We start from the raw sequence: 13,445 nt of genomic DNA, 5'->3' as shown, positions 1-13,445 counted from the left end.
CCGGATCCGTTGTGTCCGTGCGCTGCCGGGGCTGCGCACGGAGGGCGGCCCGGCCGCCTGCATATTTCCCGGCTCCCCTGAAAGTCTAGGGCCGCCGGGCCGCGGGACGAATCGGCACGAAGTTCCCCCGCTTAAACGCTAAAGATTAGCCTGCGTTGCGAAAGTGTCATTAGACTGGCAACTGGTCCAGATCTAGTGCGCGGCAGATGCGCACTCGCAATTCCGCTGCTGGCCGGCAGGTTCGGAAGGCAGCCAAGGGAAGCGCGTGATCTGCAGGGCAAGCGGCAATTCACGGAAGAGGCGTATCACAAGTGCCAGAGCATCCCAACCTTCGTCTACCCGAAGAATTCGGCGGTAACGAATGGCTCGTTGACGAGATCTACGAGCAGTACCTCCAAGACAAGAATTCCGTGGACAAGAAATGGTGGAGCATCTTCGAGGCGGCCAACGGCGGCGACGGCAGCCCGAAAGACACTGCAGCTTCCCCGGCGGGCGCCACCGCGCCTTCCCGCCCCGCCGCGGCTAATACCGCGCCCCAGGCCTCGGGCGAGAGCACGGCCACGGAGCAGGCCGGAACCAAGCCGATTCCCGCCGACAATGAGCCGGCCCCCAACACCTCCACCAACAGCTCCGCCGCGCCCGCCAAGCCGGCGGCGAAGGCCGAGCCGGCCGAGAAGGCCGAGAAGGCCGAGGCGAAGCCTGCCCCGATCCCCGCCCAGTTGCCCAAATCCGCGCCCAGCGCACTGGCCGAAGAAGACACCGTCTCCGTGCTGCGCGGCCCGGCCAAGGCCATTGCCACCAACATGGACGCCAGCCTGAGCGTGCCAACCGCGACGACGGTGCGCGCGGTTCCCGCCAAGCTGCTGATCGACAACCGCCTGGTGATCAATTCCAACCTGGCCCGCGCCCGCGGCGGCAAGGTCTCCTTCACCCACCTCATCGGCTACGCCGTGGTCAAGGCGCTGGGCCAGTTCCCCAGCCAGAACGTCCACTACGCCGAGATCGACGGCAAGCCCGCCGCTGTCCAGCCGGCCCACGTCAACTTCGGCATCGCGATCGACATGCCCAAGCCGGACGGAACCCGCCTGCTCGTGGTGCCGAACATCAAGCGCGCCGAAACCATGAACTTCTCCGAGTTCTGGCACACCTACGAGGACCTGATCAAGCGGGCCCGCGCCGGGAAGCTCACCGCCGACGACTACGCCGGCACCACGGTTTCGCTGACCAACCCGGGCGGCATCGGCACGGTGCACTCCGTCCCCCGGCTGTCCAAGGGCCAGGCCACCATCGTGGGCGTCGGTGCCCTCGAGTACCCCGCCGAGTTCCGCGGTGCCAGCGAACGGACGATCGCCGCGCAGGGCGTCGGCAAGATCATCACGCTCACCTCTACCTACGACCACCGGGTCATCCAGGGCGCCGGCTCGGGCGAGTTCCTGCGCCTGATCGAATCGCTGTTGCTGGGCGAACAGGGCTTCTACGACGAGATCTTCGAAGCGCTGCGCATCCCGTACGAGCCGGTCCGCTGGCGCCCGGACAACCAGGTGGACGTCGACCTGCAGGTCAACAAGGTGGCCCGCATCCAGCAACTGGTGCACGCCTACCGCGTCCGCGGCCACTTGATGGCGGACACCAACCCGCTGGAGTACGTCCAGCGCAAGCACCCGGACCTGGACATCAACACGTACGGGCTGACCCTCTGGGACCTGGACCGCGAATGGGTCACCGGCGGATTCGGCGGCAAGGACCGCCTGAAGCTGCGCGACATCCTGGGCGTGCTGCGTGATGCCTACTGCCGCACCACCGGCATCGAATACATGCACATCCAGAACCCGGCCGAGCGGGAGTGGTTCCAGAACGAACTGGAGCGCGAGTACGCCAAGCCCAGCCGCGAGGAGCAGTTGCGCATCCTGGGCAAGCTCAACGCCGCCGAGGCGTTCGAGACCTTCCTGCAGACCAAGTTCGTGGGCCAGAAACGCTTCTCGCTGGAAGGCGGGGAATCCCTGATCCCGCTGCTTGATGCCGTGATCTCCGACGCCGCCGACGACGGCCTGGACGAAGTGGCCATCGGCATGGCCCACCGCGGCCGGCTGAACGTGCTCACCAACATCGCCGGCAAGACCTACGCACAGGTCTTCCGCGAGTTCGAGGGCACCCAGGACCCCCGTAGCGTCCAAGGCTCCGGCGACGTGAAGTACCACCTGGGCACGGAAGGGAAGTTCACCTCCGACAACGGCAACGAGACCAAGGTCTACCTGGCCGCCAACCCTTCCCACCTGGAGGCCGTCGACCCGGTGCTCGAGGGCATTGCCCGCGCCAAGCAGGACCGGCTGGACAAGGGCGACGAGTTCCCGGTGCTGCCGATCATCATCCACGGAGACGCGGCCTTCGCCGGCCAGGGCGTAGTGGCAGAGACCCTGAACCTGTCGCAGCTGCGCGGCTACCGCACCGGCGGCACCGTGCACATCGTGGTCAATAACCAGGTCGGTTTCACCACGTCGCCGCACGCCTCGCGGTCCTCGGTGTACTCAACCGACGTGGCAAAGATGATCCAGGCGCCGGTCTTCCACGTGAACGGCGACGACCCCGAGGCCGTGGTCCGCGTGGGGCAGCTGGCCTACGAGTACCGCCAGCGCTTCCACAAGGACGTCGTCATCGACATGGTCTGCTACCGCCGTCGCGGACACAACGAGGGCGACGATCCCTCGATGACGCAGCCGATGATGTACAACCTCATCGAAGCCAAGCGCTCCACCCGCAAGCTGTACACGGAGGCCCTGGTGGGCCGCGGCGACATCACCCAGGACGAAGCCGACCAGGCCCTGCGCGACTACCAGGAACGGCTGGAGCGCGTCTTCGCCGAGACGCATGCGGCGCAGACCTCGCCGATCCCGGTCATCACCAAGGACTCCGCCGCCGTGTCCGACCTGGAGCGCCCGCTCTCCCAGCAGACCGAGGACAGGGCCGATGTGCCCGCCGGCACCGCCGTGTCCGCCGAGATGATGGCCCGGATCGGCAAGGCCCACGTGGAAGTACCGGAGGGCTTCTCCGTCCACCCGAAACTGAAGGCGCTGCTGGAGCGCCGCGAGCAGATGTCCCGCGAGGGCAACATCGACTGGGGCTTCGGCGAACTCGCGGCCTTCGGCTCGCTGCTGATGGAAGGGGTGCCGGTACGCCTTGCCGGCCAGGACTCCCGCCGCGGCACCTTCGTGCAGCGGCACGCGGTCTTCCACGACCGCGTCACCGGCGAAGAGTGGGCGCCGCTGAGCCACCTGTCCGACGACCAGGCCAAGCTGTGGATCTACGATTCGCTGCTGTCCGAGTACGCGGCCATGGGCTTCGAATACGGCTACTCGGTCGAGCGACCGGACGCACTGGTGCTGTGGGAGGCCCAGTTCGGCGACTTCGTCAACGGTGCCCAGACGGTGATCGACGAGTTCCTCTCCTCGGCCGAGCAGAAGTGGGGCCAGCGGTCGTCGCTGGTGCTGCTGCTGCCGCACGGCTATGAAGGCCAGGGCCCGGACCACTCGTCGGCCCGGATCGAGCGTTTCCTGCAGATGTGCGCCGAGGACAACATGATCGTGGCCAACCCGACCACGCCGGCCTCGCACTTCCACCTGCTGCGCCGCCAGGCCTACAACCGTCCGCGCAAGCCGCTGATCATCTTCACCCCGAAGCAGCTGTTGCGGCTGAAGGCTGCCGCGGCCAAGGTGGAGGACTTCACCAGCGGCACGTTCCAGCCGGTCATCGGCGACGTTCAGGACCTCAACGGCCAGGACGTCGACCGTGTGGTGCTGGTCTCCGGCCGGCTCTACTACGACCTGCTGGCCGCGCGCCAGAAGAACTCCGACACCAAGACGGCGCTCGTCCGGGTGGAACAGCTCTACCCGCTGCCGGTTGACGAGATCAAGGCGGAACTGGCCAAGTACCCGAACGCGGAAATCGTCTGGGCACAGGACGAACCGGCCAACCAGGGCCCGTGGCCCTTCATGGGTCTGTACCTGCCCGACGCCCTGGACCGTCAGCTGCGCCTGGTTTCCCGCCCGGCCTCCGCTGCCACCTCCACCGGCTCGGCCAAGCGCCACGCCGCGGAGCAGGATGTCCTGGTCAAGAAGGCCTTTGAACGCCGCTAAGTAAGATGGCGGGCGGGGTGCCGCAGGGCGCCCCGCCCACTTTCGTTTAAGCCCGCTTCCCATCCGTCGAACCAGAAAGCTACCCGTGGAGCAACGCAGAATCAGGATCGCCGCCGTGGGTGATCAACTGCTGGCCGGTGTGGGCGACCCGCGCGCCCTCGGCTGGCTCGGCCGCACCTTGGCCCGGACCAACCCGGACCCAGCCACCCTGGAATCCTTCGTGCTGGCCTCACCCAACGAAGGAACGGAGGAACTGGCCGGCCGCTGGCTGCAGGAAGCCGGACGGCGTTTCGATGACGGCTTCGAAAACCGGCTCGTCATCGGGCTGTCCGGCCGCGATCTCGAGCTCGGACTGTCCACGGCGCGCAGCCGGCTCAACCTCGCGAACATCCTCGACGGAGCGGCGCAGCTGAGCGTCAAGGTCTTCGTCGTCGGCCCGCCGCCGGGACTGGACCCGGACCGCAACATCCAACTGGCCGAGCTGTCCACCGCCTTCGGCGATGTCACCACCCGGCGCAAGCACGTCTTCGTCGACACGTTCACGCCGCTGCTGAACCACGAGCAGTGGCGCACCGATTTGGCCAGCAACGGAGGGGCCCCCGGCCAAGCGGGCTACGGGCTGCTGGCCTGGCTGGTGCTGCACCGCGGGTGGTACCCGTGGCTGGACCTCCCCGAGCCTTTCTGAGCGGGCGCGCAGGACACGGGCCTGCCGGGCAGGCCCTCAACACCGCCTCGGCGGGAACCGGAAAACGCTCCGGTCCCGCCGTTCCGCTTTAAGGACGCGGTTCCAGCCCTTGCGGTCGCGGCGGTCGCGATATATCGTGTCCTGCATCACAAGATATATCGCGTTTAGAGCGGTTTATCGCCAGAGGCAGGACAGGCCATGAACGATACGTGGAGCATCGACGGTCCCCGGACGATCGACGTCGACGATGTCCGTTCGCTGCGGGCATCCATCGTGAAGGGGCGGCTGGACATCATCGTCCATGAGGAGCCGACGGTCCGCGTGGAGGTCTCCGAGGTCGCCGGATCGCCCCTGGAGATGACCCTGCGCAACGGCACGCTGGAGATCAGCCACGGCAAGGCCGGCGACGGCCCGCTGGGTTTCCTCGCCCGCCGCGTCAACCTGGTGCTTCCCGGAGCCCGGGACGAAGCGGTGATCAGTATTGGCGTTCCCCGGGATCTGCCCGTCAAGGCCGCCACTGTCAGTGGCGACGGCCTGGTGTGTGGCACCGCGGCCGGGGCGGATGTCAGCACGGTCACCGGGTCCATGATGGCGGACGACACCGCCGGCATGCTCACCGTCAATACGGTCAGCGGCGAAATCATCGTCCGCGAGCACAGCGGGAATCTGGTGGCCAAGAGCGTCTCCGGCGAAATCACCGCCTCGGGCTTCCTGGGCCACGTCCGCGCCAGCACGGTCAGCGGCGACCTGGGTTTCGATTTGCACGGCGCCCCGGAGGACTTGGCCGTCAATTCCGTCTCCGGCGACGTTACCGTGCGCGTACCGGAGGAATGCGGGGTGGAGGTGGCTGCTTCCTCGGCCACCGGCAGCATCACGGTGAACGACCAGAAGTTTTTCGGACTCTCCGAGAAGGTGAAAACCCGGATCGGGCCCGAAGGACCCGGGCTCACTATCCGCTCCACCACGGTTTCGGGCACCTTGGCGGTCTTCCACCGGGACATCGCCGGAAGCCAGGTCGGCTGATGACTCCGGTCTTCGCGCACGGCGCCTTGCGGCTCTACCTGCTCGCGCTGGTGGCGGAGGGCGACAAGCATGGTTATGACATCATCCGTGCCCTCAGCGACCGGTTCGGCGGCACCTACTCCCCCAGCGCGGGCACCGTCTACCCCAGGCTGGCCAAACTTGAGGAGGAAGGGCTGGTGATCACCTCCTCCGATGGCCGGCGCACGGTGTACAGCATCACCGACGCCGGGCGGGCGGAGCTGGCTGCCCGCCGGGAAGAGCTGGCCGGAGTCGAAGCCGACATCTCTGCCTCGGTGCGGCGGCTCGCGGACGAACTGCGGGAGGAACTGCGCAGTTCGATGAAGGGGCTGCGGGCCGACCTTGCCGCCTCGGCCGAGGCCGCCCGCACCAACGCCCGGAAGTCGCCGCGGGCGGCCGAGGCCGCCGGGCAGCGCACGGTGAAGGAACTGGAACACCTGCTCAACGATTTCCGCGACGACGTGAGGGTGCGCTTGCGGCGGCGGACCGCGGCCGGCACCGTGGACGAAGTCGCCGTGCAGACCATCAGGACCGTGCTGGAGCAGGCCAAGGCCTCCATCACGGCGGCCCTGCGCTGACCGCTCCGGACCCTCCGCCGGTTAGGAGGTGGGGCAGGCATATGACAGACTGGTGCGCAGTTCTTTTTCGTCCAGCAAAGGAGGCAGCCCATGAGCAAGCGAGCACGCAAGCGCCGCGACCGTAAGCGCGGCGGCGCAAACCACGGCAAGCGCCCCAACACCTAAGCAGTCGCCAACAGCCCGCGCGGCTGAGGCTGCTGAGACAAGAACCCCCGCACCCGGTTTGGGCGGCGGGGGTTCTTTCGTTGTTCCCTGCGCGTTCCCTGCAGCCAGGACGCGGCAGGTCCGTTACACGGTGTCGGTTTCCCTGATGTGGCTGATCCTGTCCAGGATCCGTTCCTTCAGCGTCTGTGGTGCGTGCTCCTGGCAGGAGCGCTTCACCACCGAGCGGATCAGGCACTCCAGGTTGTGTTCTTCGGCGCATTCGGGACAGCTGTCCAGATGCGCCTTGATCTCCGCTAGGTCATCGCGGGAGAGTGCGCCGTCGACGTACTCGTAGATCCGCTGCATCCGGTCGTCTTCGCAGTCGCCCAGTCCGTGGCAGTCGCTCATGTGCCGTTCTCCTGTTGTGTCCCCACCGCCGCCGCGGCGTTTTTCTTGTCCTTGGTGCCTGACATGCCACGTTCGTGCGCATAATCTGCGAGCAGTTCGCGCAGCAATTTGCGTCCCCGGTGCAGGCGGGACATCACGGTGCCGATGGGGGTGTTCATGATTTCCGATATTTCCTTGTACGCGAAGCCCTCCACGTCCGAAAAGTAGACGGCCAGCCGGAATTCCTCCGGGATCGCCTGAAGGGCGTTCTTCACGTCCGAGTCCGGCAGGTGGTCCAGCGCCTCCGCTTCCGCCGAGCGGAGCCCGGAGGAGGTGTGCGCGGCAGCCTGGAACATCTGCCAGTCCTCGACCTGGTCCGTGTTGGACTGCTGCGGCTCGCGCTGCCGCTTCCGGTAGAGGTTAATGTACGTATTGGTCAGGATCCGGTAGAGCCAGGCCTTGAGATTGGTGCCCGGCTTGTACTGGTGGAAGGCCGAAAACGCCTTGGTGTAGGCCTCCTGCACCAGGTCCTCGGCGTCGCTGGGATTGCGTGCCATCCGCATCGCCGCCGAATAGAGCTGGTCCACATACTGCATGGCGTCGCGTTCGAACCGGGCACGGCGCTGGTCGGCGGTTTCCGTCTGGACGTCGACCTGATCCGGCTCTCCCGCTGTGGCGGGGATGGCGCGGTCCTGGGTGGCGTCCGAATTCTCAGTCGTCATTGGCTCCCAGTCTACGCTGGGCTGCCCTGACGCCGGGGCGGACGCAGCGCCGGCGACCGGGCCTGCGCGGCCCCGTTCGGCAAGCGCTGTAGGCACAGGATCTCCCTCCGTTTCGACACCTTGCCGGCCGGAGACAATGCACCGGCCTTCCTCTCATGGCTAACCGCCGACGAGCCGCAACTATTCCCCGCCGGCCGCGGTAAACGGCCCCGCAAGGTGTGCGGTGCCAACAAAAGTGCCAGACTAGTGTCCAGTGCCACCTTCCCGGGGCCTGGCTCCGGGAAAGGCGCAGATCCTTCGACGCACGCTGACAGCCAGGAGGCTTCCATGTCAATCGTCCGCCTTGCCGCCCGCCCGCTGCTGGCCACAAGCTTTGTAGCTACCGGAATAGACCGTCTGCGCCACACCGACGAAACCGCGGTGTCCCTGCGGCCGCTGGTCCAGCAGACAGAATCCGTCCTTCCCGCGGCCGGCGCCCTGGCCGGGCAGGAGAAGCTGATGGCCCGCGCTATCGGCGCGGCCCAGGTGGGAGCAGGTGTGCTCTTGGGCATGGGCAAGTTCTCGCGGCTCGCGGCTGCCGTACTGGCCGGCACCACAGCCCTCAATACCGTGGTGGATTACCGCGCCGCCGATTCCGCAACGCCGGAAGCCAGGCGCACCCGCCGCAACCACCTCTTGAAGAATCTGTCCTTGATCGGTGCGGTCCTGCTCGCCGCTGTGGATACCAATGGCCGGCCCGGCCTGGTGTGGCGGGCCGAGCACCTTGCCGCTGACGCCCGGCGCAACGTCCGCTCCATCGGCAAAGACGCCCGCCGCAATGCCGGTTCTATCGGCCATGACGCCCGGAAGCAGCTGAAGAAGGCCGAGCGCGCGGTGCGCGAAGCCACGGCGGACGTGGTGGCATCCTGAACGCAATGCCCCACGCTGCCAACCACTGGCCCGCCCCCTTCGCGGAGCGGCCGATCGATGCAACAGTAGAAGTCCCCGCCTCCAAGTCCCTCACCAACCGTTACCTGGTGCTCGCCGCGCTGGCCGACGGCCCCTCCCGGCTGCGCTCCCCGCTGCACTCGCGGGACACCGTTCTGATGGTGGAGGCGCTGCGGTCCCTGGGAGCCGGCATCACGGAGACCGAGGGCGACGGCCGGTTCGGCCCGGATTTGTTGGTGGAACCGATCGACCCGGCGCGCCCGCTGGGCGCTGCCCGCATCGACTGCGGACTGGCAGGCACGGTCATGCGGTTCGTGCCGCCGCTGGCGGCGCTGTGCAGCGGCGCCGTGGAGTTCGACGGCGACCCGGCGGCGCGGCGCCGGCCCATGTCCCCCACCATCGACGCACTGCGCCGGCTGGGCGTGGACGTGGACGACCGCGGGCTCGGCAGCCTGCCGTTCCGCGTCACCGGCGCGGGTGAAGTGGCCGGAGGCCACCTGGCGATCGATGCCAGCGCCTCCTCGCAGTTCGTTTCCGCCCTCCTGCTGGTCGGTCCCCGATTCCGCGACGGATTGCACCTCGAGCACACCGGCGACCGCGTGCCGAGCCTGGATCACATCTCCATGACGGTGCGGCTGCTGAGGGACCTGGGCGTGCGCGTCGACGACTCCACCCCCAACCACTGGGTCGTCTCCCCGGGCCCGATCCGTGCCTTCGATACCCGGATCGAGCAGGATCTTTCCAACGCCGGCCCGTTCCTGGCCGCCGCCCTGGCCACCCGCGGCCGGGTCAGGATCCCCAACTGGCCCACTGCCACCACCCAGGTGGGCGACGCCTGGCGGGACATCCTGCCGCGGCTGGGCGCCACGGTCACGCTGGAGGGCAGCACTCTGACCGTCACCGGCGGCGCCTCGATCACCGGTGCCGACCTCGCCGACACCAGCGAGCTGGCGCCGACCGCGGCAGCGCTGTGCGCGTTGGCCGACGGCGAGTCCCGCCTGAGCGGCATTGCCCACCTGCGCGGCCATGAGACGGACCGCTTGGCGGCCCTGGTGGCGGAAATCAACCGGCTGGGCGGCGACGCCGAGGAGACGGAAGACGGTTTGCTCATCCGGCCCAAGCCGCTGCACGGCGGCCTGTTCCATTCCTACGAAGACCACCGCATGGCGACCGCCGGCGCCATCCTCGGATTGGCCGTGCGCGGCGTGGAGGTCGAGGACATCGGCACCACGGCGAAGACGATGCCCGAGTTCCCGCAGCTGTGGCAGGACATGTTCACCGTTGCCCCGGCCGCCTCGGCCAGCGAGGGCTGACGGTGTCGCGCAGCACCGGCAGCTGGGACGAATCGGATGTGCGCATCCGCCCGAACAAGCGCGGTTCCCGTCCGCGCACCAAGGACCGCCCGGCCCACGAGGATGCGGAGCTCGGGCGGATTGTCACCGTCGACCGCGGCCGCTACACCGCCGTCGTCGATGAAGACACTCCCCGCGAGCGCATCGTCGTCGCGGCCAGGGCCCGCGAACTGCGCCGCACCCCGGTGGTCACCGGAGACTTCGTGGCCCTGGTCGGCGATGTCTCCGGCGAACCCGACAGCCTCGCCCGGCTGGTCCGGGTGGAGGAACGGCGCACCCTGCTGCGCCGCAGCGCGGACGACACCGATCCGGTTGAACGTGCGGTGGTGGCCAATGCCGACCAGCTGGTCATCGTGGTGGCGGCGGCGAACCCCGAACCCCGCACCGGGTTCATCGACCGGGCGCTGGTGGCCGCGTACGACGCCGGGATCCGCCCGCTGCTGTGCGTCACCAAGGCCGACCTGAAGGACCCCGCCGAGCTGCTGTCCAATTACGAGCACCTGGAGCTGCCGGTGATCGTCAGCCGCACCGCCGCCGCCGACGCCCTCGGCGTGGACACCCGCTCCGACGAGGGCCTGTCCGCGCGGCTCGATACCGACGCCGTGGCCGCGCTGCGCGGTTATCTCGACGGCAAGGTCACCGTCACTCTCGGCCACTCGGGCGTCGGCAAGTCCACCATGGTCAATGCGCTCACCGGGGCCCAGCGCGCCACCGGCGGAGTCAACGCCGTCACCGGGCGCGGCCGGCACACGTCGTCGTCGGCCCTGGCGCTGAAGGTCCAGGACTCGCCCGCCGGCACCTGGATCATCGACACCCCGGGTATCCGTTCCTTCGGTCTGGCCTATGTGGACCCCGACCGGATCTTGTCCGCCTTCCCCGACCTGGAGCCCGGCACCGCCGACTGTCCGCGCGGCTGCAAGCACGACGCCGCCGCCGTGGGCTGCGGGCTGGACCCCTACGTCGCTGACGGCGGGGCCGGCGACGCCGGGGCGGCGAGGCTTGCGTCGCTGCGCCGCCTGCTGGGCGCCGAAGAGCGCCCCGAGGCCAAAGAACTCGGCACCGTCTAAGGGCCGCCGGCCGGGCTGCAGCTCCGCCTCCCGCGTCCGCACTTCACTTACCGATAGGTTGAAACCTATGACCCACGCTTCGCAAAGCTACAACGACGACCTGCGCCTGGCCCATGTGATGGCCGACTCCGTCGACGCGCAGACCATGGCCCGCTTCAAGGCACTCGACCTGAAGGTGGAGACCAAGCCGGACCTGACGCCGGTCACGGACGCCGACCGTGCCGCCGAAGAGGCAATCCGCGGGCAACTCTCCCGCTCCCGCCCGCGCGACGCCGTGCTCGGCGAAGAATTCGGCAGCAGCGGCCACGGCGCCCGCCGCTGGATCATCGACCCGATTGACGGCACCAAGAACTTTGTCCGGGGCGTACCGGTCTGGGCCACCCTGATCGCGTTGGTGGACGAGGGGCAGCCGGTGGTCGGGCTGGTCAGCGCGCCCGCACTGGGCAAGCGCTGGTGGGCCGCCAAGGGAACCGGCGCCTACACGGGACGTTCGCTGGCCACCGCGACCCGGCTCCAGGTCTCCGCCGTGGACCGGCTGGAGAACGCGTCGCTGTCCTACTCCAGCCTGGGCGGCTGGAAGGAACGCGGGAACCTGGACGACTTCCTTGGCCTGACCGAATCCGTCTGGCGCACGCGGGCCTTCGGCGATTTCTGGTCCTACTGCCTGGTGGCCGAGGGCGCCGTGGACATCGCCTGCGAACCGGAACTGAACCTCTACGACATGGCCGCCCTGGTGCCGATCGTGACCGAAGCCGGCGGGCGGTTCAGCTCGCTGGAGGGCGAAGACGGCCCGTTCGGCGGCAACGCGCTGGCCACCAACGGCCTGCTCCACGTCGAGGCCCTGCACCGCCTGAACCCCGAACTGCGCGGACAGCGCCCCGCCGGGTCAGCCCCGGCAGCGTACGACGACGAAGCGGCCGGCAGCATCGAGGCCGCCGGCGAGGGCCGGTAGCACGCCGCCGCACCAGGAGCACCACGTGGCACACAGCGGCCCCCGGATGGACGATGAGCGGCGGCGCGCCTACGCCGACGCCTTCCAGCAGGGCGGCGAACACTACGACCGCATCCGTCCCGGCTACCCCGACGACGCCGTCGACTGGCTGCTGCCGGCCGGCGCACGGGATGCCGCCGACGTGGGAGCCGGCACCGGAAAGTACACCGCCGCCCTGGCCGCACGCGGGCTGCGGGTGGTTGCGGTGGATCCCTCGGCCGACATGCTCGCGCAGCTGCAGCGGAACCTTCCGGGCGTGGCCGCCGTGGCGGGCACCGCCGAGGACACCGGCCTCCCCGACGCCGGCATGGACGTGGTCACCGTGGCGCAGGCCTGGCACTGGACCGATCCGTTGCGGGCGAGCACCGAGGCCGCCCGCATCCTCAAGCCCGGCGGGACCCTGGGCCTGGTGTGGAACCAGTTGGATACCGGCGTGCCGTGGGTGCACCGCCTCTCGCGCATCATGCATGCCGGCGACGTGCTCAAGCCCGGTTTCCGCCCCCGAGTCGGCCCGGAGTTCGACCCGCCGGAAGGGCACGAGACCCGGTGGCGGGACCGGCTCAGCACCGGCGACGTGATGGAGCTGGTCAAAACCCGCAGCTACTACCTGCGCGCGACGGAGGCCACCCGGGCGAAAGTCCTGGGCAACCTCGACTGGTACCTGCACGACCATCTGGGCCACTCCCCCGGGGCCATGATCGACCTGCCCTACCTGACCCACAGCTGGCGGGCCAGGAAGATCTGACCCCGGTCCCCGGACTTTTCCTCCCCCGCTTGTTTTGAGGCTGGCCGTCCTGCAAAATTTAGGCATGCCGAAACTTTGCGCGAGGGGGTTCCTGCTGGCCGTTGCCATCGTGCTGGCGGCGACCGGCTGTGCGGCGCCGCCGCAGTTCGCCGCCGCGTCGGAGCGGCCGCTGGTGCTGACCACGTTCACCGTGCTGGCCGACATGGCCGACACAATCGGCGGCGGCCACGTGGAGGTCGCGTCCATCACCAAGGTCGGCGCGGAGATCCACGGCTACCAGCCCACGCCGTCGGACCTGGTGCGGGCGCAGGACGCGGACCTCATCCTGGACAACGGGCTGGGCCTCGAACGCTGGTTCGCACGCTTCCTGAATGCAGTCCCGGCCCCGCACGTGGTCCTCAGCGACGGCGTGGAGCCGGTGGGCATCACCGCCGGGAATTATGCCGGGAAGCCGAACCCGCACGCGTGGATGTCCCCGAAGGCGGCGAAGGTCTATGTGGACAACATCGTGGACGCCTTCAGCCGCCTGCTGCCCGCACACGCCGCCGACTTTCGCCGCAACGGCGCGGAATACCAACGGGAGCTGGACGTGCTGATGGCCGGCCTGGAGTCGGCCTTCGCCGATCCGTCGGCCGTTCCGGCTTTGGTCAGCTGTGAAGGCGCCTTCTCCTACCTG

At 68.6% G+C, this 13,445-nt stretch carries 13 protein-coding genes; 11 read left to right on the top strand and 2 right to left on the bottom strand.

Features of this window, described 5'->3' with window-relative positions:
• Positions 1-311 precede the first annotated feature (311 nt).
• The 5 genes from AC5RW2_RS05305 (at position 312) to AC5RW2_RS05285 (ending at position 6,599) form a co-directional block, all read left to right on the top strand.
• The gene (locus AC5RW2_RS05305) at positions 312-4,130 is read left to right on the top strand and encodes a multifunctional oxoglutarate decarboxylase/oxoglutarate dehydrogenase thiamine pyrophosphate-binding subunit/dihydrolipoyllysine-residue succinyltransferase subunit (protein ID WP_494073711.1); all 3,819 of its coding nucleotides are present in this window, start codon (positions 312-314) and stop codon (positions 4,128-4,130) included.
• 85 nt (positions 4,131-4,215) lie between these two features.
• Positions 4,216-4,815 (top strand): GDSL-type esterase/lipase family protein, encoded by a 600-nt coding sequence (locus tag AC5RW2_RS05300; RefSeq protein ID WP_494000156.1) that lies wholly within the window; start codon positions 4,216-4,218, stop codon positions 4,813-4,815.
• Positions 4,816-5,013: 198 nt separating this feature from the next.
• Positions 5,014-5,838 carry a DUF4097 family beta strand repeat-containing protein gene (locus AC5RW2_RS05295; RefSeq protein WP_494012453.1) on the top strand — a complete coding sequence of 275 codons (825 nt, stop codon included), beginning with the start codon at positions 5,014-5,016 and terminating at the stop codon, positions 5,836-5,838.
• Positions 5,838-6,434, top strand: a complete 597-nt coding sequence (locus tag AC5RW2_RS05290) for a PadR family transcriptional regulator (protein WP_494012454.1) — start codon at positions 5,838-5,840, stop codon at positions 6,432-6,434. Before AC5RW2_RS05295 ends, AC5RW2_RS05290 begins: the two co-directional genes overlap by 1 nt.
• 90 nt (positions 6,435-6,524) lie before the next feature.
• The gene (locus AC5RW2_RS05285) at positions 6,525-6,599 is read left to right on the top strand and encodes a 50S ribosomal protein bL37 (RefSeq protein ID WP_369299106.1); all 75 of its coding nucleotides are present in this window, start codon (positions 6,525-6,527) and stop codon (positions 6,597-6,599) included.
• Between the two features lie 123 nt (positions 6,600-6,722).
• Here AC5RW2_RS05285 and rsrA read toward each other — a convergent pair whose 3' ends face one another.
• Both rsrA and AC5RW2_RS05275 read right to left on the bottom strand, forming a co-directional pair.
• Complete coding sequence (gene rsrA / locus AC5RW2_RS05280; RefSeq protein ID WP_493979048.1) at positions 6,723-6,986, bottom strand: mycothiol system anti-sigma-R factor; 264 nt, start codon at positions 6,984-6,986, stop codon at positions 6,723-6,725.
• Positions 6,983-7,687, bottom strand: a complete 705-nt coding sequence (locus AC5RW2_RS05275) for a sigma-70 family RNA polymerase sigma factor (RefSeq protein ID WP_494000159.1) — start codon at positions 7,685-7,687, stop codon at positions 6,983-6,985. The genes rsrA and AC5RW2_RS05275 overlap by 4 nt, the downstream gene beginning before the upstream one ends.
• A 327-nt stretch (positions 7,688-8,014) precedes the next feature.
• Here AC5RW2_RS05275 and AC5RW2_RS05270 point away from each other — a divergent pair, with 327 nt between their 5' ends.
• From AC5RW2_RS05270 to AC5RW2_RS05245, 6 genes are all read left to right on the top strand, one after another.
• The gene (locus tag AC5RW2_RS05270) at positions 8,015-8,596 is read left to right on the top strand and encodes a DoxX family protein (protein ID WP_494000160.1); all 582 of its coding nucleotides are present in this window, start codon (positions 8,015-8,017) and stop codon (positions 8,594-8,596) included.
• 5 nt (positions 8,597-8,601) lie between these two features.
• Positions 8,602-9,927 carry a 3-phosphoshikimate 1-carboxyvinyltransferase gene (gene aroA, locus AC5RW2_RS05265; protein WP_494049735.1) on the top strand — a complete coding sequence of 442 codons (1,326 nt, stop codon included), beginning with the start codon at positions 8,602-8,604 and terminating at the stop codon, positions 9,925-9,927.
• A 2-nt stretch (positions 9,928-9,929) separates the two neighbouring features.
• Positions 9,930-11,033: a ribosome small subunit-dependent GTPase A gene (gene rsgA, locus AC5RW2_RS05260; RefSeq protein ID WP_494073710.1), complete on the top strand. Its 1,104-nt coding sequence runs from the start codon at positions 9,930-9,932 to the stop codon at positions 11,031-11,033.
• Between the two features lie 67 nt (positions 11,034-11,100).
• A complete protein-coding gene (hisN, locus tag AC5RW2_RS05255; RefSeq protein ID WP_494073709.1) occupies positions 11,101-11,985 on the top strand; it encodes a histidinol-phosphatase in 885 nt (294 codons plus the stop codon).
• A 46-nt stretch (positions 11,986-12,031) separates the two neighbouring features.
• The gene (locus tag AC5RW2_RS05250) at positions 12,032-12,769 is read left to right on the top strand and encodes a class I SAM-dependent methyltransferase (RefSeq protein ID WP_494073880.1); all 738 of its coding nucleotides are present in this window, start codon (positions 12,032-12,034) and stop codon (positions 12,767-12,769) included.
• Positions 12,770-12,833: 64 nt separating this feature from the next.
• A partial coding sequence (locus tag AC5RW2_RS05245; protein WP_494073708.1) for a metal ABC transporter solute-binding protein, Zn/Mn family occupies positions 12,834-13,445 on the top strand: 612 nt, incomplete at its 3' end.

This window comes from Arthrobacter sp. B0316-1-20, from assembly GCF_059091865.1.
The sequence above is the reverse complement of the archived record's forward strand: the minus strand, read 5'-3'. Positions and strand labels throughout refer to the sequence as shown.

What these genes read in the sequence shown, in the direction of transcription:
- AC5RW2_RS05275 (WP_494000159.1), bottom strand. Translation starts at nt 7,687, where the DNA reads ATGACGACTGAGAATTCGGACGCCACCCAGGACCGCGCCATCCCCGCC.
- AC5RW2_RS05250 (WP_494073880.1), top strand. Translation starts at nt 12,032, where the DNA reads ATGGACGATGAGCGGCGGCGCGCCTACGCCGACGCCTTCCAGCAGGGC.
- AC5RW2_RS05270 (WP_494000160.1), top strand. Translation starts at nt 8,015, where the DNA reads ATGTCAATCGTCCGCCTTGCCGCCCGCCCGCTGCTGGCCACAAGCTTT.
- rsrA (WP_493979048.1), bottom strand. Translation starts at nt 6,986, where the DNA reads ATGAGCGACTGCCACGGACTGGGCGACTGCGAAGACGACCGGATGCAG.
- aroA (WP_494049735.1), top strand. Translation starts at nt 8,602, where the DNA reads ATGCCCCACGCTGCCAACCACTGGCCCGCCCCCTTCGCGGAGCGGCCG.
- AC5RW2_RS05295 (WP_494012453.1), top strand. Translation starts at nt 5,014, where the DNA reads ATGAACGATACGTGGAGCATCGACGGTCCCCGGACGATCGACGTCGAC.
- AC5RW2_RS05290 (WP_494012454.1), top strand. Translation starts at nt 5,838, where the DNA reads ATGACTCCGGTCTTCGCGCACGGCGCCTTGCGGCTCTACCTGCTCGCG.
- hisN (WP_494073709.1), top strand. Translation starts at nt 11,101, where the DNA reads ATGACCCACGCTTCGCAAAGCTACAACGACGACCTGCGCCTGGCCCAT.